This window comes from Persephonella sp., from assembly GCF_027023985.1.
In the GTDB taxonomy this organism is placed as follows: Bacteria; Aquificota; Aquificia; order Aquificales; family Hydrogenothermaceae; genus Persephonella_A.
In genome coordinates this window covers 114648-134402 of record NZ_JALVTW010000033.1, presented here as the reverse complement: position 1 = coordinate 134402, position 19755 = coordinate 114648, and the positions used below count along the sequence as shown (strand labels likewise).

24 protein-coding genes are annotated in these 19755 nt (G+C 34.7%); 10 read left to right on the top strand and 14 right to left on the bottom strand.

Going from position 1 to position 19755, the window contains the following annotated elements:
* The first annotated feature begins 37 nt into the window (after positions 1-37).
* Complete coding sequence (locus MVE07_RS08930; protein ID WP_297456489.1) at positions 38-1549, top strand: diguanylate cyclase; 1512 nt, start codon at positions 38-40, stop codon at positions 1547-1549.
* On the opposite strand, the gene MVE07_RS08925 is transcribed toward MVE07_RS08930, so the two are convergent.
* The 5 genes from MVE07_RS08925 to MVE07_RS08905 are packed head-to-tail and all read right to left on the bottom strand — an operon-like array spanning position 1535 to position 5477.
* On the bottom strand, positions 1535-2728 hold the full coding sequence (locus MVE07_RS08925; protein WP_297456485.1) for a CinA family nicotinamide mononucleotide deamidase-related protein: 1194 nt from the start codon (positions 2726-2728) through the stop codon (positions 1535-1537). The genes MVE07_RS08930 and MVE07_RS08925 overlap by 15 nt on opposite strands.
* Before the next feature lie 4 nt (positions 2729-2732).
* Positions 2733-3848, bottom strand: coding sequence for a site-2 protease family protein (locus MVE07_RS08920; protein WP_297456482.1), 1116 nt, complete (start codon positions 3846-3848; stop codon positions 2733-2735).
* A gap of 9 nt (positions 3849-3857) precedes the next feature.
* Positions 3858-4346, bottom strand: a complete 489-nt coding sequence (locus tag MVE07_RS08915; RefSeq protein WP_297456480.1) for a metal-binding protein — start codon at positions 4344-4346, stop codon at positions 3858-3860.
* 12 nt (positions 4347-4358) lie between these two features.
* On the bottom strand, positions 4359-5186 hold the full coding sequence (locus tag MVE07_RS08910) for an OmpA family protein (protein WP_297456476.1): 828 nt from the start codon (positions 5184-5186) through the stop codon (positions 4359-4361).
* Positions 5187-5189: 3 nt separating this feature from the next.
* Complete coding sequence (locus MVE07_RS08905) at positions 5190-5477, bottom strand: hypothetical protein (protein WP_297456473.1); 288 nt, start codon at positions 5475-5477, stop codon at positions 5190-5192.
* A 127-nt stretch (positions 5478-5604) separates the two neighbouring features.
* Between MVE07_RS08905 and ftsY the strand changes: the two genes are divergently transcribed.
* Positions 5605-6519, top strand: coding sequence for a signal recognition particle-docking protein FtsY (gene ftsY / locus MVE07_RS08900; protein ID WP_297456470.1), 915 nt, complete (start codon positions 5605-5607; stop codon positions 6517-6519).
* Here the strand turns inward: ftsY and ggt are convergent.
* From ggt to MVE07_RS08880, 4 genes are read right to left on the bottom strand one after another with little or no spacing between them, the layout of a single operon-like run.
* On the bottom strand, positions 6516-8033 hold the full coding sequence (gene ggt / locus MVE07_RS08895) for a gamma-glutamyltransferase (RefSeq protein ID WP_297456466.1): 1518 nt from the start codon (positions 8031-8033) through the stop codon (positions 6516-6518). The two genes, ftsY and ggt, sit on opposite strands and share 4 nt — an antisense overlap.
* Positions 8030-9145 carry a YbdK family carboxylate-amine ligase gene (locus MVE07_RS08890; protein WP_297456723.1) on the bottom strand — a complete coding sequence of 372 codons (1116 nt, stop codon included), beginning with the start codon at positions 9143-9145 and terminating at the stop codon, positions 8030-8032. Before MVE07_RS08890 ends, ggt begins: the two co-directional genes overlap by 4 nt.
* On the bottom strand, positions 9112-10383 hold the full coding sequence (locus MVE07_RS08885) for a nodulation protein NfeD (RefSeq protein ID WP_297456463.1): 1272 nt from the start codon (positions 10381-10383) through the stop codon (positions 9112-9114). The genes MVE07_RS08890 and MVE07_RS08885 overlap by 34 nt, the downstream gene beginning before the upstream one ends.
* On the bottom strand, positions 10383-11072 hold the full coding sequence (locus tag MVE07_RS08880) for a YggS family pyridoxal phosphate-dependent enzyme (protein ID WP_297456459.1): 690 nt from the start codon (positions 11070-11072) through the stop codon (positions 10383-10385). Before MVE07_RS08880 ends, MVE07_RS08885 begins: the two co-directional genes overlap by 1 nt.
* A gap of 62 nt (positions 11073-11134) precedes the next feature.
* Between MVE07_RS08880 and gcvH the strand changes: the two genes are divergently transcribed.
* The 7 genes from gcvH to amrA are packed head-to-tail and all read left to right on the top strand — an operon-like array spanning position 11135 to position 15361.
* Positions 11135-11551: a glycine cleavage system protein GcvH gene (gcvH, locus tag MVE07_RS08875; RefSeq protein WP_297456455.1), complete on the top strand. Its 417-nt coding sequence runs from the start codon at positions 11135-11137 to the stop codon at positions 11549-11551.
* Between the two features lie 2 nt (positions 11552-11553).
* The gene (locus MVE07_RS08870; RefSeq protein ID WP_297456452.1) at positions 11554-12084 is read left to right on the top strand and encodes an ACT domain-containing protein; all 531 of its coding nucleotides are present in this window, start codon (positions 11554-11556) and stop codon (positions 12082-12084) included.
* Complete coding sequence (gene def / locus MVE07_RS08865) at positions 12084-12593, top strand: peptide deformylase (protein ID WP_297456449.1); 510 nt, start codon at positions 12084-12086, stop codon at positions 12591-12593. The genes MVE07_RS08870 and def overlap by 1 nt, the downstream gene beginning before the upstream one ends.
* Positions 12590-13651 (top strand): hypothetical protein, encoded by a 1062-nt coding sequence (locus MVE07_RS08860; protein ID WP_297456446.1) that lies wholly within the window; start codon positions 12590-12592, stop codon positions 13649-13651. Before def ends, MVE07_RS08860 begins: the two co-directional genes overlap by 4 nt.
* Positions 13651-13917: a FlhB-like flagellar biosynthesis protein gene (locus MVE07_RS08855; RefSeq protein WP_297456442.1), complete on the top strand. Its 267-nt coding sequence runs from the start codon at positions 13651-13653 to the stop codon at positions 13915-13917. Before MVE07_RS08860 ends, MVE07_RS08855 begins: the two co-directional genes overlap by 1 nt.
* A 40-nt stretch (positions 13918-13957) precedes the next feature.
* On the top strand, positions 13958-14770 hold the full coding sequence (amrB, locus tag MVE07_RS08850) for an AmmeMemoRadiSam system protein B (RefSeq protein ID WP_297456439.1): 813 nt from the start codon (positions 13958-13960) through the stop codon (positions 14768-14770).
* Complete coding sequence (gene amrA, locus MVE07_RS08845) at positions 14771-15361, top strand: AmmeMemoRadiSam system protein A (protein WP_297456436.1); 591 nt, start codon at positions 14771-14773, stop codon at positions 15359-15361. It abuts the gene before it with no gap.
* Here amrA and MVE07_RS08840 read toward each other — a convergent pair whose 3' ends face one another.
* From MVE07_RS08840 to MVE07_RS08820, 5 genes are all read right to left on the bottom strand, one after another.
* Positions 15362-16102: a ZIP family metal transporter gene (locus MVE07_RS08840; RefSeq protein ID WP_297456433.1), complete on the bottom strand. Its 741-nt coding sequence runs from the start codon at positions 16100-16102 to the stop codon at positions 15362-15364. It lies immediately after the preceding gene.
* Positions 16102-16731, bottom strand: coding sequence for a carbonic anhydrase (locus MVE07_RS08835; RefSeq protein ID WP_297456430.1), 630 nt, complete (start codon positions 16729-16731; stop codon positions 16102-16104). Before MVE07_RS08835 ends, MVE07_RS08840 begins: the two co-directional genes overlap by 1 nt.
* A gap of 39 nt (positions 16732-16770) precedes the next feature.
* Complete coding sequence (locus MVE07_RS08830; protein WP_297456427.1) at positions 16771-17586, bottom strand: 2,3,4,5-tetrahydropyridine-2,6-dicarboxylate N-succinyltransferase; 816 nt, start codon at positions 17584-17586, stop codon at positions 16771-16773.
* A gap of 16 nt (positions 17587-17602) precedes the next feature.
* On the bottom strand, positions 17603-18424 hold the full coding sequence (locus MVE07_RS08825) for a hypothetical protein (protein WP_297456425.1): 822 nt from the start codon (positions 18422-18424) through the stop codon (positions 17603-17605).
* Between the two features lie 103 nt (positions 18425-18527).
* A complete protein-coding gene (locus MVE07_RS08820; protein ID WP_297456423.1) occupies positions 18528-18992 on the bottom strand; it encodes a DUF2628 domain-containing protein in 465 nt (154 codons plus the stop codon).
* 86 nt (positions 18993-19078) lie between these two features.
* Here MVE07_RS08820 and MVE07_RS08815 point away from each other — a divergent pair, with 86 nt between their 5' ends.
* Positions 19079-19753 (top strand): YIP1 family protein, encoded by a 675-nt coding sequence (locus MVE07_RS08815; RefSeq protein ID WP_297456421.1) that lies wholly within the window; start codon positions 19079-19081, stop codon positions 19751-19753.
* Positions 19754-19755: the final 2 nt, after the last annotated feature.

Below are 19755 nucleotides of genomic sequence, written 5' to 3'. Positions count from 1 at the left end.
TTGACTAAATGCATATAAATACTATAACTTAAAGAGTATGGAAGCCAAAATAAAAAAATCGGTGCTTATATATATATCAATTTTTCTTATTTTGTCTATAGCTATCTTTTTTCTTTTTTCTCAGAAAAAGGAACAAAATAAGCAGATTTATTTAAATCAAAAAATTGTAAAAGCAGCTGCCGAATTCAAAGCTACTCTTAATGGTTACAAAATGGTTATAGATTTTGTTCAAAAAAGATATTTTAATGATGAAAATTTCCTGAGACTTTTGTATTCAATTGAAAATGCCCAATCAGTTCAAAAGGAAAAATTAAGAAAGATATTATTAGACAGATATGAAAGCCTATACAAAGATATGCAGAAGTATGGGATAAAGTTCATCCAGATTAGATTGCCTGATGGAACTGTTTTTTTAAGATTTCATAGACCAGAAAAATTTGGAGATTCCCAGAAAAAGAGCAAAAAAATAGATATTATTTTTGCAAAAGAAAAAAAAGAAAAGTTTACAGGAGGTTTTAAATTTCCTTATGAACTTTACTACAAAGATAAGTTTTTAGGAACAGTTGAGATTATTCTCCCTTATGAAGCCTTAAAAGATGAACTTAGAAAAATATTTAAAGGAGAATATATATTTCTTATTTACAAAGATGTCTTATTTAGTGTTTTATCAAAGGAAATTAGAAAAACATATATCCAAAGTGAGTTTGATAAAAATTTCTACTACGAATCTTCTGATTTAAAAAGTTATGTAATACCTCCTGAAATATTTGCTCAGATTAATCTATCTCTGAAGGAAAAAATAAAAAATAGGCTTGAAAAGTTTTCTAACTTTGCTGTTGATATAAAAATAAATGGAAATTACTATGTAGTTTCTTTTATCGTAATTAAAAATATCACCGGAAAAAAAGTTGGTTATCTGGTTTATTATGAAAAAGACAATACTATTTCCATATTTAACGAAGCATTTATCATAATGTATGCTTCTGTAGAACTGTCTATTTTAGCTGTGTTTGCACTATTAATAAATATAATCAAAAGAAGTGAGAAATTTAAAACACTTTCTGAAACAGATGCTTTAACAGGAATATACAACAAAGGTAAATTTAACCATTTACTTGAAAATGAACTGAAGAAAGTTAAAAGATATAACCGCCCCCTTGGACTTATAATATTTGATATAGACCATTTCAAGAAAATTAATGATACCTATGGTCATCAGGTAGGAGATTATGTCCTGAAAACAATAGCAAAAATAGTAAAAGAGAATATTCGGGACACAGATATATTTGCCAGATGGGGTGGTGAGGAATTTGTTATTATTGCCCCTGAAACTGATATAAGCGGAACAAGAATTTTAGCAGAGAAATTAAGAAAGAAAATTGAAGAGTATAACTTTGATAAAGTAGGAAAAGTAACATCAAGTTTCGGAGTTACAGAAGCAACTCCGGAAGATACTCCTGATAGTATTGTCCAAAGAGCAGACCAAGCACTTTATCTGGCCAAAGAAAAAGGTAGAAACAGGGTTGAGGTTATACTACCTGAGGTTTAACCGGACAAGGTTTAGTGCAAACTGGGATACAGCAAGGCGAACATCATTTCTTTCTCCTTTAAATACTACCCTATGAACTTCCGTTTTATTTTCATCTGAATAACCTACATAATGTAAACCTACCGGTTTTTCAGGTGTTCCACCTGTTGGACCTGCAATTCCTGTGTCAGATAAAGCTATATCTGTTTTAAGAAGTTTTTTTATCCCTTCAACCATCTGTCTGCCAACGGTTTCGCTAACAGCACCGTATTTTTCAATATCTTTTTTGTTTACTCCAAGTTGATTAATCTTTACTTGATTTGAGTAAGAAACAATACTACCCATAAAATATTCAGAAGCACCGGAGACATTTACTATTCTGGCAGCTATTAATCCTCCTGTTGAAGACTCTGCAGTGGAGATGGTTTTACTTTTTTCCTTGAGTAAATTCCCCACAACTTCTTCCATTTCCTTTTCTTCTTCTGTATAAATTAATTCTCCAAGTCTTTCTCTGATTACTTTTACTTTGTTTTCAAGAAAAAAGCTTTCTTTTTCTACAACGTATATATCAACACCTTTAGGTGAACTATTTAAAACAAGATTTTCTATATCCTTCAGCATATAATTAATTTCTGCTTCAGGCTTGCCAAATGTTCTGAACAGATGAATAAATCCTTTAGTTTCATTTAAACCAAGTAATTCAAAGGCTTTTAAAACCATTGGCTTCATTTCTGAAGGGACACCTGGAACACATACAACAGCCTTTTGGACATCATCAAGGACTTTTATAAATCCAAGGGCTTTTCCTACCGGATTTTCTATTTTTTTAGCGCCATAAGGGAGCCTTGCCATTTTCTTAATATCATCTGTAATTTCCCTACCTTGCTGTTTAAGTGTTTCTTTGATCCTTTTTAGCCACTGTTCATCATATATAAGAGGAACTCCGATGGCTTCTGATACAGCTTCCCGGGTTACATCATCTTCAGTGGGTCCTAGTCCCCCTGATACAATTACCACATCAGATTTGTCCAGCCCCATTTTTAGAAAATATTGGATTGTATAGATATCATCAGGGGCTATTGCTGTTCCAACAACATCTGCACCTCTTTTAAGGGCTTCTTTTGCTATAAAAAGAGAATTTTTTTCCTGTTTTAGACCATATGTAAACTCGGAGCCAGTTATAAGAATAAATATTCTCATTTTTTCACCTTCCAAATTTTTCCTGTAACATATATCTTTCTAATAAACTTTCTATAACATCCCGTTTTATTATTCCCAAAACTGTATTTCCATAAATCACAGGTAGTTCATTAAGCTGGTATCTATTCATTAATTTTAAGGCTTTCATTAACGTATCGTAAGGGCTTACGTAGGCTACAAGTGGTTTTGCTATATCAGCCACCTTAATTGTATCCCACTGGGTTTGTGGAATAGATTTAATATCAAAAATATCCACAACATAAATTTTCCCATCTTTCCCAATAACCGGAAATATTCTTGTGTTATACATAGGATAATGGTGAAGCATAAACTCCGATATGGTTTCATCCGGTAAGACGGGCTTTATAGTATGCATAAATTGTTCGACTTTGTATTGTGAGAGAATTACAGATAGTTTAGTCTGTTCAAAACTTACCTTGGCAGCATTTTTCAAAAATAGTCCTAAAAATCCATACCACAAGGCATTAATAAAACTTCCTTGTATTAAGGATAACAGTCCCAGAAGCATGAGGAAATAAGCAAACATTGTCCCTGTCCAGCTGCTTACCTTAGTAGCTGTAATAATATCTTTTTTAGCCCAGATTATTGACCTTAGAATTCTCCCTCCATCCAGTGGAAAAGCAGGAACAAGGTTAAATAGACCAAGGGCAAGATTAACATACATAAGATAGTTTATTATCCCGTTTAGTAAGTCATTTTGAGGGTAAAAATAAGCCAGTATAAAAAATAAAAATGCCAGTGCAAAGCTACATAGAGGACCTGCAATGGCAACCAAAAATTCTACTTTCGGAGAAGGGGCTTCTTCTTCTATCATAGCCACTCCACCGAATATAAAAAGGTCTATCTCTCTTACAGGAATACCATGCTTTATTGCCACAATTGAATGGGATAACTCATGTAGCAGAACAGAAGCAAATAGCAGTATTGCAGATATGGCACCTACAAATAAATAGACCAGAAAGCTGTGCCCAGGATAATAATAAGGATAAAAAGCTTCTGCCAGAGTAAATGTAATTAAGAAAAATACAATAAACCAGCTAAAATCAAGGTTTACCTGAATGCCGAAAACTTTAAACAGCGGAATTGATTTAAAATTCATATTTCCCTTCTATAGCACCTTCAATTTTTTCATTGCTGAATATATGATATCAGTAATTATATGAACTATCTCTGATAGTATAAGACCAAAAAAGAAAGAAACTGTGAAAGGATGTAAAAGGTATCCTTTTATTATTCGGGGATTTATATCAACCTGTGAAAATAAATCAGGTCTGTAAAAATAAATAGGTATAAGGATAATTGCAGATATTATAGAAAATATAACAGTAAGATATAACAATTTAGTTAGCATTCCCAGAACAGGAATATGGGATATTCCCCTATGGGAGAAAAGCTTTGTGTATGGATACCAGAGAAATCTAAAAGTTTTCCAGCGTTTGTTAGGTTTTGAGTGGAAAATATCGTTATCAGGGGATAGGAAAAAAGTTCCTATAAAGTATCCACCTATAAAACCCAGTGGACTGTCAGGCTGAAGATAATAAACAGCCACAGGAAGAACAGACAGATTTATTAAATCGTGCGTTCTCCCTGCAGCCACATTTATTCACCTTTATTGGGTAGGTTCCATTACGAAAAATTCAGCTCTTCTGTTTGTAAATCTGTTCAGAGGAGTTTTATTGTCAAACAGATAATCTTCTTTACCTTTCCCTATGATTTCAATTCTTTCAGGGGATATTCCGTGTTTCACAAGATATCTTTTAATTGCTTCTGCTCTTTTTCTTGCAAGCCTGTCATTGTAAGCTTTACTTCCTATACTGTCTGTGTAGCCAACAATTTTAATTTTGAGTTCATCGTGGGCTTTTAGATATCTGGTAATAACATTCAGATATGGGAGGTAATCTTTTTTGATTGTGTATTTATCAAAATCAAAGTGAATTCTTGCATGGAGTTTTAAAGGTCTATAGCCGGCTTTAATTTCAGGGAGTTTTTTCGGTTTTTCAGTTGTCTGTTGTGATACTTTTTTGTTTTCCGCTTCAAATGGATTAGTCCCCTGTTCTATCTCTTGATAACAAGGAATACCATCACCATCTACATCACTGTAAACCTTATTTCTTGCAAGGGCTACATACTTTTGAGCTTTATTTTTATACAGAATTTTGTCTATTGTCTTTATTTGGGTTTTTACTATCTGTCCTGTATCTGGGTCAATGTATGCAAGACCATCTATAGCATCAATATAAGCCTCTGCCTTTCCAATTTCTTCAGGAGCACACTCTTTTACATGAAGTTTGTATAATTTTTCAATTTCTTGATTGAGTGCTTGAATTTCTTGATTTATATTTTTTTGAAAAAGATTTGTATCGCTGGATTTCTTAGTGGCACAACCAGATATTAATAATCCTGCTATTACAACTGTTCCGGTAATTTTCTTAATCATCTTTTATTCCTCCCCATACCTTTTTGACATTGCTTTAAGAGCCCATTCTATTGCTTTCATAGCTGCAGCATCTCCAGCTTTTGTGTTTAGTTTTGATGTTTCTTCTCTGGCAATGTAGTAGTAAGTTTCTGCTTTAGAAAACTCGTAAGGAGCAAGTTTTGCACATCCACTTTCAAAAGCAGCTTTTATTGAGTTTTGAGCTTCATCAAGTAATTCACTTGTGGTTGTTTCCCCAGCTATTGACGGAAGCATAATAAAAAATGATAAAATAAATCCGTATAAAATCCTCATATTACCCTCCTTTTTTTTCTATTATCGGCTATACTTTATGGTAATTAAATGCTTGTAAAAATAAATTTTATGTATAACCTGTATAACTTAATTAGTTTACTAAATAAAAATACACGTGAGGTGGAAAATGTTCAAGTCTATGTTTGACAGATTAAAATCCGGCCTTGAAAAAACTAAAAAACAATTTGTTGATACTTTTAGCAGCATATCTTTTGGTAGAAAAATAGATGAGGAACTTTTTGAAGATATTGAGATGGTTCTTCTTAAGGCAGATGTTGGAGTAAAGGAAACAGAGGAAATTCTAGATTTTTTAAGAAAAGAAAGCAAAAAAAGAAGATTAAAGGACGGAGAAGAGCTTAAAGAACTTCTTAAGGAAAAGCTTTACGAGATTTTAAAAGAATGTGAAAAACCTCTAAACCTTGGAAATGAGAAACCTGCTGTGATTTTGTTCCTGGGTATAAACGGCAGCGGTAAAACAACCACCGTTGGAAAGTTAGCAGCCCAGTTTGTGAAAGAAGGTAAGTCTGTTGTTCTTGCCGCAGCAGATACATTCAGGGCAGCAGCCATAGACCAGCTTGAAGTATGGGCAGAAAGGGCAGGGGCAAGAATTGTTAAACATTCTCCGGGAGCTGACCCTGCAGCTGTTGTGTATGATGCTGTAAATTCAGCTAAAAGCAGAGGTGACGATATTGTTCTAATTGATACTGCAGGTAGATTGCACACAAAAGACCATCTTATAAAGGAACTCCAAAAAATAAAAAGGACAATACAAAAACTTATGCCAAATCAACCTGTTGAAACTATACTTGTTCTTGATGGAACAATAGGACAGAACTCAATAAATCAGGCCAAAGTCTTCAAAGAAGCAACAGATATAACAGGAATAGTAATTACAAAATTAGATGGAACGGCAAAAGGCGGGGCAATTATACCAATATGTAAAGAGCTTAAAATTCCTATTAAGTTTATAGGTGTTGGTGAAGGAATAGAAGACCTACAGCCGTTTGATGCAAAGGCTTTTGTTGATGCCCTGTTTGATTAATCTACTTTTATAACGTATCCGCCTCTACGGGGGTCTCCTGCCCCCTCAAAATCACCTGTAACAGCCTGAACACCACCGAAAAAAAGGCTTTTTTCTTGAAACACTACTGTTTCATATATTTTTTCTGCCTTTTTAATGATTTCTTCAGAATATCCAGGCTCAATAAAAACCACATGGTTTTCATAATGTATTCTTGGTAGTTCTACCGCTTCTTTTACATTTTTATTAAAAACTATGTTATTCAAAATAGTTTGTATAATGGCACTCCTAATTCTGTTACTTCCTGCACTTCCTAAAATTAGTTTTATCTGGTTTTCCTTTAAAACTGCAGTTGGGGACATCATAGATGGAAGTCGGACATACTCAGGCCATTTGAAAAATCCTTCAGGATTAAGGTCTTCTTCTCCAAGCATATTATTTAGCATTATCCCTGTTTCTGGGATTATATACCCTGAACCTTCCCCGTTAGTTGTAGTTGTGCTAACTGCGTTTCCATATCCATCAATTATAGATATATGGGTTGTATTTCCCCACAGATTAATCCTTTTTTTGAAAAAGTTGTGATAAGTTTTGATCAGATTTTCGTCCTCTATGATTAGTTCTATGCCGGTTTTATGTATATTTTTGTCAATGTGTTCCCTTCTAAACAGATATGTAGTATGCATTGCTTCAATAAGTTTTGATATATGCTGTATGCTTCCAAAATCTCCTAAATCCTCTTTTTCAAGAAGTTTCAGCGTAAATGCTATTAATACTCCTCCGGGAGAAGGTGGAGAGTTTATGAAAATGTCATAATCCCTGAACCTGAAATAAACAGGGTCTTTTTCTGCAACGGTATATCTGCGTAAATCTTCTTTTCTGATTAATCCATTATGTTTTTTGCATAGGGCGTCTATCCGGTCTGCTATTTCTCCTTCATAGAATAGCCATGCTCCCTCTTCTGCAAATCTTTGTAAAAATTCTGCATAATCAGGATTTTTATAAAGAGTGTTTTCATCAATAAGCTTTCCATTGGGAGCATAGATTTTTCTTGATTCTTCTGTTGCTGTAAAAATAGGTTCAAGGAGCTGGACAAATGATGCCTGCATTTTTGAAAGATAAATTCCTTCGGTTGCATACTTTAATGCAGGTTTTATAAGCTCTGTAAGGGGCATTGAAGCTTTTTCTTTATATATCTGATATATACCGGCAATCATACCGGGGATAGCCACAGAGCCACAACCTATATGAAACTCCTGAACAGTAGAGCCAAAATCCACATAAACAGGGAAAAAATCCGGATTTTCTGCTCTTCTTGGAGGAACATCAACAAAAAAGTCATAAATTGTTGGAAGGGAATTTTTTTCGATTGCAAGGAGAAAACCACCACCACCTAAACTTGTAAGTGCAGGTTCTGCAAGAGGAGCTGCAAGTAGTGCCGCTATGGCTGCATCAAAAGCATTTCCACCTTTTTTGAGAACCTCAGCTCCTGCTTCGGCTGTTAGTCTATCTCCTGCTGCTATAACACCTTTCATTCTTCGATAAAACCCAGACTTTCCAGTATTCTGATATCATTTGTCTTTTTGTAAACCAGTATCATTTTTTCAGAAACAGGCTTCTTTTTCAACACGTTTTTAAGCTGTTCTATACGGTTTTCTATTTTTAGTTTCTCAAATATTCCTTTCTTTTGTATGTCTTCAAGTAGTTCAAAAGCTTTTTCTTTTATGGTTGATGTCTTATTTACATCTATGAATTTTCCATAGATTGAATGTCTTGTTGCATTCCATTTGTTCTGTTTTAAAATCTGATAATAAAATTCGGGAACTCTTATTTCTTGTGCCAGCATTGATATTCCCTGAAAAAGAGTGATAAGCAGTTCAATTCTGTCAAGTTCCGGATTTGAATCACATACCCTTAGCTCGACAGTCCCAAGGTCTGGATGAATGCGGACATCCCACCATATATCCTTTATGCTTTCAATAAAACCCTCATCTTTTAAAATGAAAAATAGTTCTTCAAACTGGGAAAAATCCTTAAAATATTCAGGAATACCTGCTCTTGGTAGCTGTTCAAATATTTTTGTCCTGTATGAATGAAGTCCTGTAAATTCTCCATAGAAAAATGGGGAGCTTGTTGATATTCCAAGAAAAACAGGTAGATAGTTTATTGTCAGGTTGTATGCTCTGACTGCACTTTCTTTGTCTGGAAAGCCTACATGTATATGAAGTCCATATATCAAAAACTGTCTAAGGACTATCTGAAGTTCTTTTAATAACCTAAGATACCTTTCCTTTGCTGTGATATGGGTTTCTTCTTTTCTGGCAAATGTATGGGTTCCAAGGGCAGAAATGATGAAACCATAATCTTTACCTATCTGATTTATCTCTTTAAGAGCTTTTCTAAGATAATAAACAACTTCTTCTGGTTTTTCACATACAGGGGAAACAATCTCGACCATTGATGTAAGAACTTCAGGTTGGACTATATCTTTCAAATCCTCAGGCAGATTTTTAAAAATAATATCTGCACTATCAGATAAAGAAAAATCTTCCCTATTTACAAGCTGAACCTCTAATTCTGCCCCTACGGTAAATGGTTTAGAATTTTTAAAGTTTAATGTTTCCTGTGGGCTCTTGTGACCTTTAATCTCAATCCCTCCACTGATAATATTTTTACTTCTTCGCCCTTTTTAATAGGAACTTCAGAGTAAGCATCCCATATTTCGCCTTCTACAAATACCTTTCCTTTCGGGTTTATATCTGTTTCTGCAACTCCAATCTTACCAATCATTCCCTCTTTGCCGGTTACAGGTTTTCTAATCTGTGCCTTAATACCAAGATATGCAATTGTCAGGAAAAATGCAGCACTGAACAATGCTACAGGAAGTATAATTTTCACAGGAATATCCCCGTAAGGTGAATCAGGACTTATAAGTATTATTGAACCAAATATTAAAGCTATCACACCGCTTACCGCAAGGGCTCCAAATGTAGGGGTTATTATTTCCAGAACAAAAAACAGAATACCCAGTAATATCAGTAGAACTCCAAGCCAGTTGACAGATATTGTGTTAAGGGCATAAAGGGCAAGTAATATAGATATTGCACCGACAACACCGGGAATTACGCTTCCCGGATGGTAAAGTTCAAAGAATATTCCGTAAAAACCAATCATAAGAAGCAAGTATGCAACAACCGGATTTGTAAGGATACTGAGAAGGGTTTCTTTGAAATTTTGCTTAACATAAATAATTTTTTCGTCAGGAGAAAGTTTTATTGTTTTGGTAAAACTAGCCTTTTTAATTTTTCTACCGTTAATCTTTTTTAGTAAATCATTTAGGTCTGTTGCTATAACGTCAATAACTTTTTGCTTTAAGGCTTCTTCGGCAGATAGATTTTTTGCCTCTGTTATCATCTTTTCTATAACTTTAATATTTCTCCCTTTTTCCTTTGCAATGGCTCTAACAAAGGCCAGCATATCATTAATTACTTTTTTCTTCATGGTTTTGTCTATATCTTTACCAGTCATGTTTACCGGCGATGCAGAACCAATATTTGTGGATGGAGCCATTGCTGCTATATCTGCCGATATTGTGATTATTGCCCCTGCTGATGCTGCCTGTGCTCCGGGAGGATAAACATAAACAACCACAGGAATTGGCGAGTTTATCATTGTTTTAATAACATCCCTCATTGCACTTCCGAGACCACCGGGGGTGTCCAGCTGTAGAATAACGACTTTTGCGTTTTCTTGTTGTGCTTTGTTTATAAGTCTTTTGACATAATCTGCCATAACAGGTGTTACAGGTTTATTCCATTCTCCGATAACAACCTGACCATAAGAGAAGCCTATTAAGATAAGAAATACAAAGAAAAACTTTTTCATTAGTATTGCCTTTCACCGAAAATAGCTGTGCCAATTCTAACTATAGTTGCACCTTCTTCTATTGCAACCTCAAAATCATGGGACATTCCCATAGATAAATGGGGAAGACTGACATTAAATTTTTTCTCAAGTTGTTCTTTCATATCTCTAAGCATTGCAAAATAAGGTCTGGATTTTTCAGGATCTTCAAAATACGGAGGAATACACATAAGTCCTAAAATCCTCAGATTTTCCTTTTGCAGAGAATATTCAAATAGCTTTTCTAAATTTTCCGGTTTAACTCCGTATTTTGTTTCTTCTTCTCCTACATTAACTTCTATCAGAACATCCTGAACTTTTTCTATTTTCCCTGCCCTTTTATCTATTTCATCTGCAAGAGCCTCTCTATCAAGGGAATGTATCAGTTCAAAATATTTAACAGCATATTTGGCTTTATTTGTCTGCAGTCCTCCTATCAAATGCCAGTGGATATCTTTTAGGTCTGAAAGGGCTTCTATCTTTTTAATTCCCTCCTGAACCCTGTTTTCTCCAAAATATCTAATACCTGCTTCATAGGCCTCAACTATCTTCTCAGGTGGCTGGGTTTTGGAAGCAGCCAGAAGTATAATATCTTCAGATTTTCTGCCTGCCCTTTGGGCAGCTTTTTCTATCCTTTCCTTGATTTTTTCCACATTTTCCCTTATTGCCATATTATTACTCCTGGCTTAATATAGATTATGACTGTTTAAAATTATAAATCAGGAGGGCTATAATGGCAGCAGAAGATTTCAAGGTTGTTGATGGGCTTTACTATACAAAGGAACATCTGTGGGTAAAAGTTGATGGTGATGATGCAACAATAGGGGTAACAGATTACGGTCAGCATCAGCTTGGGGATGTTGTTTATGTGGAACTTCCAGAGGTTGGTTCAGAAGTAGAAGCAGGGGATAAAATAGCATCTGTTGAATCTGTAAAAGCTGCAATTGATATATATTCTCCACTTACAGGAAAAATACTTTCTATAAATGAAGACCTGAAAGAAGACCCAAGCCTTGTTAATGTTGACCCTTACGGAGATGGCTGGATAGCAGAAATACAAATGTCAGACCCAAATGAGCTTGAAGACCTTATGACAGCAGATGATTACAGGGCTTATATACAAGAAGTAGAAAGCGAAGAAGAGGTGTAAAGGTGAGACATTTTGTTATAACAGCAGTTGGCGAAGACCAGCCGGGAATAGTCGCCGGTCTTACAAAGGTTCTTTATGAAAAAGGAGCAAATATAGAAGATTCCAGTATGACAAGGCTAAACAATGAGTTTGCAGTTATGCTGATAGTAAGTTTTGAAAATGATATTACCCCTGAAGAGTTAAAAGAAAGTTTCAACCGGATAGCAAAAGAAAAAGGGCTCATGATAAATATAAGGGAAATTCCTGAAGAGGTCTTTCAAGAAGAAAAAGAGATTGGGGAAGTATACAATATAATCCTGTATGGGGCAGATAAACCGGGAATAGTTTATAAAGTTGCCAAACTATTGGCAGATAAGAATATAAACATAGCAGACCTGAGAACAGAAAAAAGCCCTGAACTTTATGTCCTGATTGCACAGGTTGAATTTCCTCCAGGTTTAACAGAAGAAGATATAAAATCTGAGCTTGAGGCTTTAAAAGATGAGCTTAATATAGACCTTTCTATAGAAAAAGTTGAAAGTGTGGAGATGTAATGGAAAAACTTGAGATTTTAAGATATCCAGATGAGAGGCTTAAAAAACCCTCAATAGAGGTTGTGGATTTCGGTAAAGAATTTAAAGAGTTTGTGGATAAACTCCTTTATACAATGAAAAACTCACCTGCCGGGGTAGGTATAGCCGCCCCTCAGGTTAACAAACATATAAAAACAATAATCGTTGACGCATCTGAATATAAACATAAACATAATAAACTCAATCACGGCCTTATGATACTCTCTAACCCAAGAATAATTGCCAATGATGGTGAAATTGTAATAAGAGAGGGCTGCCTCTCTGTTCCAGATTACACAGGAAACGTTAAAAGACATTACTGGATAAAAGTTGAGGCAGAGGATATAAATGGAAATACCATAACATTTGACACAGAAGGATTTGAGGCAGTTGTTATCCAGCATGAGATGGACCACCTAATAGGAAAGCTTTTTATTGACAGGGTGGCATCACCAAAGGATATATTTAAACGAAAAGTTTATAAAAAATGATTAATTTTAAGCCTTTGCTCAATAATTATGAATATTTCCAAATTGTAAAACCCCTTGGAAATTCCATAACCCTCAAAGCCGGAGAAACAGTAAAAGCAGAAGTCATTGATGTCCTTTCAACAGGTGGTGTTGTTCTTCGGATAAAAGGCGGTATTCTTACTGTAAATACAGAAATTCCCCTTCAGAAAAATACCTCACTTCTCCTAAAAATCCTGAACACCCCCCAAACAGACCACAAGCTAAAAATTCAGCTAATAGGAATTCTCAACAAAAATGAGACTTTAATAAATCCCAAAACAGAATATCCTGCTGAGGAAATTATAAATTTTTTGCAAACAGGGAAAAACAGGGAAACAGTTTTAAACTCCATTTTTTCTTATATAGTTCAGAATATAAACAATTCAGATACCAAAGCACAGAGATTAGCCCAGAATTTGCTTAATTCATTTTTGTCATCCCAGAAGATAAACCTCCAGATAAACAATACAGATATAAGCAAGATATTACACTCAATAAAGGAAGTATCTCCGGAAACATTTGAAAAAATAATAAAAAACTCAGGTCTGTTTTTTGAAAACAAAATCAAACATAAAAAATTTTCAGAGATAAAAGACGACCTGAAATATATTTTGCTAAACAAAAAAGACCTGACCCAAAATGAAAAACAGGTTTTAACTGGCATAGAAGGTTATCAGCTTTTGTCAAAAGCTTTTGAAAGTGTTTATATTTTTCTGCCACTGCTCTGGGATGATTTGGAGAGGGGAGATATTTTACTGAAAAAAAGTAAAAAATGGAAAAATGTTTATTTTTGTAGAATAAATCTTGATTTTAAGGATTTAGGCAGATTTTCAGGTGGGATATTCCAGTTTGGAAGAGAGTTGTATCTAAACTTTTTTGTGGAAAATCTACAGTTAAAAGAGCTGATCAGAAAAAACTCAGAAGAGCTTATCCAAAATATCAAAAAGCATGGATTTTCTGAAGTTTCCCTTAGATTCTTGAAAAACCCTGTAGATGACCTGAAATTAATAGATGAAAATCTAATGTCTGACAGGGTTTAATGGCAGAAGACAAAAAAGCCGTTGCTTTAAAATATGAAAGAGGCAAAGATAATGCTCCGAGAGTAATAGCAAAAGGCAAAGGCCATATCGGAGAAAAAATAATTCAGATAGCAAAAGAACATAATATTCCCATAAAGGAAGACCCAGTTTTAGTGGAAGCTTTATCACAGATAGAAATAAATCAGGAAATACCGCCGGAGCTTTATAAAGCAGTTGCAGAAATTTTGGCTTTTATCTACAGACAGACAAAAAAGATTGAAAAATAAACAAAACTACCAATATTTTTATCAAAAAAGGAGGGCAAAGATGAGCCTTCAAATAAGAGAGCCAGCTGTCAGCGATATGTTTTATCCTGCTGACCCTGTTGAGTTGAGAAAGATGCTTACTGCTTACCTTGAAAAAGCACCATTATATCCATATAAACCTGAAGCTGTTGCATCTCCCCATGCAGGGTATATATACTCTGGACCTGTTGCGGCTGTCAGTTATAAACAGTTTTTAAATCTTGACCCAGATAAACATTACACAATCTTGCTTGTTGGACCTTCCCATTATGTTCCATTTGAAGGAATATCATTTGGATATTACGACTATTGGCTAACGCCTCTTGGGGAGGTTAAGGTAAATAAAGAGGAAATAGAAAAATTTGTGGCAAATAATAGACACCTGCCTATAACTCTCAACACAATTCCACATCTGAAAGAACATTCCCTTGAGGTTCAGGTTCCATTTTTACAGATGGTTTTACAGGATTTTTCAATAATACCTGTTGTATATGGACAGGTTCATTATTCTGTTGTAGAAGAGGTTATAGCACAGATTAAAGATAATAGGGATGATGTTGTTGCGGTGATAAGCACAGATTTAAGTCATTATTATCCTGACCATGTGGCAAGGGAGATAGATATAAACTGTAATATGGCTGTTGAACGTCTTGATTTGTCACTGCTTGATAGATGTGAAGCCTGTGGGAAAATAGGTCTTGAGGCAATAATTGATTATTCAAAAAGAGTAGGCTGGAAAGGAAAGGTCCTTGATTATAAAACTTCAGGGGATACTTCAGGAGACAGGTCTGCTGTCGTAGGATATGCAAGCTACATTTTCTATAAGGAGGAATAAATGGAAGATGTAATTATTTCCCTTGATGAGATAACAGAAGAAGAAGGACAGGAACTTGTTCAGCTTGCCAGAAAGGCAATTGAGGAGTATTTAAAAACAGGATTAGAGATAGATTTAAAGGAAGTTCCTTATGAAAGCTGGAAGAAAAAGGGGGCTTCCTTTGTTACCCTTGAGGTTTCACCAACCCATCAGCTTAGAGGTTGTATAGGTTCAATAATTCCACATCAGCCCCTTTACAAAGATGTTATACATAATGCTATAGCTGCGGCAACTTCTGACCCAAGGTTTTTACCTGTGCGACCTGAGGAATTATCAAATATAAGAGTAAAAGTTTCTATCTTGTCTTATCCTCAGCCTTTACAGTTTTCTGACCCTTATGACCTGCTTCAGAAATTACAGCCATTTAAGGACGGTGTAATAATCAAATACGGAAACCATCAGGCAACATTTTTGCCAGAGGTATGGGAACAACTGCCAGATAAAACCCAGTTTTTATCCCATTTATGCATGAAAGCAGGACTTCCTTCAGACTGCTGGCTAACATATCCTATAGAGGTGTTTATCTACCACACAAAAACATTTAGCGAGTAATTAACCAAGAGTAGTATCAAGATAAAGCATAATAAGGAGGCCAAGCAAAAAGCCGGCGGTTATGAGGGTTTCATTTTTGTTTTGATAAACCTGAGGAAAAACCTCTTTGACCGTAACATAAATCATAGCTCCACCGGCTATGCTAAGCCCAAGAGGAAGAAATATAGAAAAAACGCTGAATATAAAACCACCTAAAACTGTGAAAACAAATTCAGAAAAACCACTTAAAACACCAATTAAAACAGGTATCCACGCCCTCTCAGTTAAAAAAATCAAAGGCAAAGATACAGCAAAACCCTCAGGTATATCCTGTATTCCTATTGCAAGGGCAGTTGCCCATCCCTTTTCAATGTCATTTGCCATGGATACACCAACAGCCATTCCTTCTGGAAGGTTATGTATTACAATTGCCGAGACAACAAGAAATATTCCCCTGAGTTTTTCCTTTTCTACTTTTGCAGACTTAAACTTTAGAAAATATTCTTCATGGGGAACAAATTTTTCTATCATATAAATAAGCCCAAAGCCTATTAATATGCCTATTATCACATTCCAGATACTTCCAAGCTGGGTTGCAGGTAGAATTAAGGAGGTAAAGGATGCAACCAGCATAACACCACCACTAAACGCAAGACCAAAATCAAGACCCCATTCAGGTAATTTTTTAAAAAGGACAGCAAATACCGAACCTGCACTGGTTAAAACAAGAACCAAAAGCCCTGCCAGAACTATCTCATTCATTATGCAATCGGAATAAAATCATTCTTTTCTGGGTCATAATACTCAATTTGTCCCTTCTCTATCACATAATACCATCCATGAAGCCTAAGCTTGCCTTCTTCAACTTTTCTTTTAACTTCCGGATATGTAAGGATATTTTCCATCTGCTTGATTATATTTATTCTTTCTGTTAGTTCAAACAATGGCCGGCCTTTTTCTTTTATGGTTTGCTGGGCTATTTGTTTTACATCTTTCCCAAGCTCAAGCCATTTTTTTACATGGATAATGGATATATCGTCCGGAAGGTCTTTATAAAGTGCTTCACATGCACCGCAATGGGAGTGACCACAGATTATTATGTCAGGAACGTTCAAGACAGAAACGGCATATTCAACAGCTGCAGCTACCCCGTGAAACTCATTATCAGGTTTAAAAGGGGGAACCATATTTCCTATAACACGGACGATAAATAGGTCACCAATATCCGCCCCTGTTATTTCATCTGGATGGATACGGGAATCTGAACAGGTGATAAATAAGGCTTTAGGATGTTGTCCCTCTTCAATTAGTTTCTTAAATATGTCTTCATATTCTTTGAATTTAAGATTTTTAAATTGCTTTACACCTTCAAAAAAAGGAATTTCTGCCATTTTATACCTCTAAAAGCAGGCCGTAAGGCCTGCCTGAATTTATCCCTGGACGTTAAACTCCCTTAACGCTTCATTTAAGGAAACTTTCTTGTCTGTTGATTCTTTTCTTTTTCCAATTATAAGAGCTACAGGGACGCCGTATTCACCTGCAGGGAATTTTTTGTTCATAACCCCGGGAATAACAACACTTCTTGCAGGCACCCTTCCTCTATACTCAACAGGTTCATCCCCTGAAACATCTATTATCCTTGTTGAACCTGTTATAACAACACCAGCTCCTAAAACAGCTTCTTCTTCAATAACTGCACCTTCAACAATGATACATCTTGAACCTATAAAACAGTTATCCTCAACAATAACAGGTTTAGCATTTGGAGGCTCTAAAACTCCGCCTATTCCAACACCTCCAGAAAGGTGAACATTTTTCCCAATCTGTGCACATGAACCGACTGTCGCCCATGTATCAACCAGAGTTCCGCTTCCAACATACGCCCCTATATTTACATAAGAAGGCATTAAGATTGCCCCTGATTCTATAAATGAACCGTATCTTGCTGTTGCAGGTGGAACAACCCTAACCCCTGCTTCTTTCCAGTTTTTCTTAAGGGGTATTTTGTCGTAGTATTCAAAAGGTCCAACTTCCATAACCTGCATATCTTGAATTGGGAAATAAAGGAGAATTGCCTGTTTTACCCATTCATTTACAACCCAGTCTCCATTTTTCTTTTCTGCAACTCTGACTTTACCTTTATCAAGCAGGTCTATGGTTTCTCTTACTGCATCCTGATATTTTTTTTCTTTTAAAAGTTCCCTGTTTTCCCATGCTTCCACAATAAGACTTTTTAATTCTTCCATCTTTACCTCCGGATTTTTATTCAATTAGTATATTGTAAGATAACATCAAATATAGTTCATATAACCTTTTTTTAGTATCTGAAACTAAAGATCCAAAAGTATTACTTATGGAAATCTCACCATCATCTTCAATTTTTATCGAATTTTCGGTAATATGCTCTAATAAAAATAAATTAAACCGAATTTCGTTTATTTTTCTTAATATTTCGTCACTTTTAAATACTGTTTCTTTTGGGGAATAATTATTAATAATATCTTCCCCTTTTTCTTCTATTTCCTTTATTATGTTCAATAATGTTTTAGGGGAGATTTCACTAATTGTGATTTTTTTTCCGTTATACTTAGAAATTAAATCTTGCGCATCTTTGGTATGACCTCCTACAGCAATAAATTCTCTAAAAACGGTATCAAATTCTTTAATCCAATTATAAATATAATCCCATATCATATTAGGTTTATTTAAATTTATGGCATTAGGTATAACTCCTTTTATTAGAGTTTCTGAAAAAAGATCTGCATTTCTAATTCTTCCTAAGAGTTCTTTCCTTTTTAGTTCCTTTTCAATATTTTTTTCTTGAATTTTCTTTTCTGCTATTTCTTTTTCTAATTGTTTTTGTTCTGTTTCCAACTTTATATAAGCAACAAATGCTAAAAATGCTAATAATACACCAGCTAATGAAACAAATAAACCTGCTGCATCGGAAACATTACCAGGAGGTATTTCAATAGGAAGTTTAAAATAGTAGAGCATATAAATAACAGCTGCAAATAAAATTGCAAAAATAATAAAATTTCTTCCCCAGCGGATTAAATCCTCTAAATTTTCAAGTCTGAACATCCTTGCCCTCCTTAATTATTATTTATTATTATTGAAAATTTATTATACTCATTCATTATGTAGTGCTAAAATAAGTTTTCATGACCTTGTATAAATCAGAAAATTATCTCATCTGGCTGACTGTTAGTATTTGAAGAATAAAGATTATCAGGAAAAATATTATCGGTGCTATCCAGCTTACCCCTCCTTCTTTTTCAAGGATTGCAACCTGCACCTGAGGATCAGGAAATCTGTTTTCAATATCTTTTACTTTTTTCTCAACATGTGTGTAATAAACATAATTACCAAAAACTCCAAACCCAACCCATAGCCATATCTGAACGCCTAACATTACCAGATTGTTATAAAGATGAAAAACCTCAAGAACTATCCCAAATAAAAATAAAAAAACAACAAAAATAGCTGTATAAACATACATTTTTCTGTATAACATCCACAGTAATCCAAAGAAAAAGGCAGCCCAGTTCCAGCTAACTACACTTTGAGTTTCTTCAAACTTCTTAAATCTGGTAATATAGTAATCGGCATTTTTCCCGATGAATATTCTGTATTTTTCCCATTTGTCCATCTGCCACCTCCTTGGACAAAATTTTAATTGATATTCAGAAAGAATAAAAGTAAGATAGAAGTTAAGATTATTACCGGAGGGTATTAATGAGTTTTCAGGAGTTTTTAGACCTTTATCTAAAACCTAAAACAGCATGGGAAAGCCTAAAAGAAAAATATTTCACAATCCAGCAACTTTATCTAAAATACATAATATTTTTTGCTGCAATTCCGGCTATAGGGCACTTTTTAGGCTTTGTGGTATTCAGGGATTATTATGTAAATGCAATCAAAAAGTTTCTTGAAATGGCACAGAAAGACACTCAGCAATCTGAAGCCACAATTAGATATATGCAGGCATTAATGGTAGAACTACAGGATAATGATATTATCCAGGAGGCATTAATTGCACTCACCACTTATGGTTTTGAACTGTTTAAGCCTGTTGTTTTAACGGCCATTATATTTTTCCTTGCTCCAGCCTTTGGAGGAATAAAAGACCCAGTTAAATCTTTTACCGTTGCTACTTTTGCCTTGATACCATCCTGGGTAGCAGGGATTTTTTATATAATGAACTCTCCTATTTCTATGTTTGTTGTGTTTATAGCTATGTTTTACACCTTTTATCTTATATTTGTTGCTGCTGAAAAAGTCCTCGATATTCCAACTGAAAAATCTAAAAATTTTCAGTTTATTATAGTGGTTGTTATTCTGTATATTGTTCTCAGCGGTATTATTGGACAGGTTGAAACATTAATTACATACAAAATTTTAGGGGTGTAAAA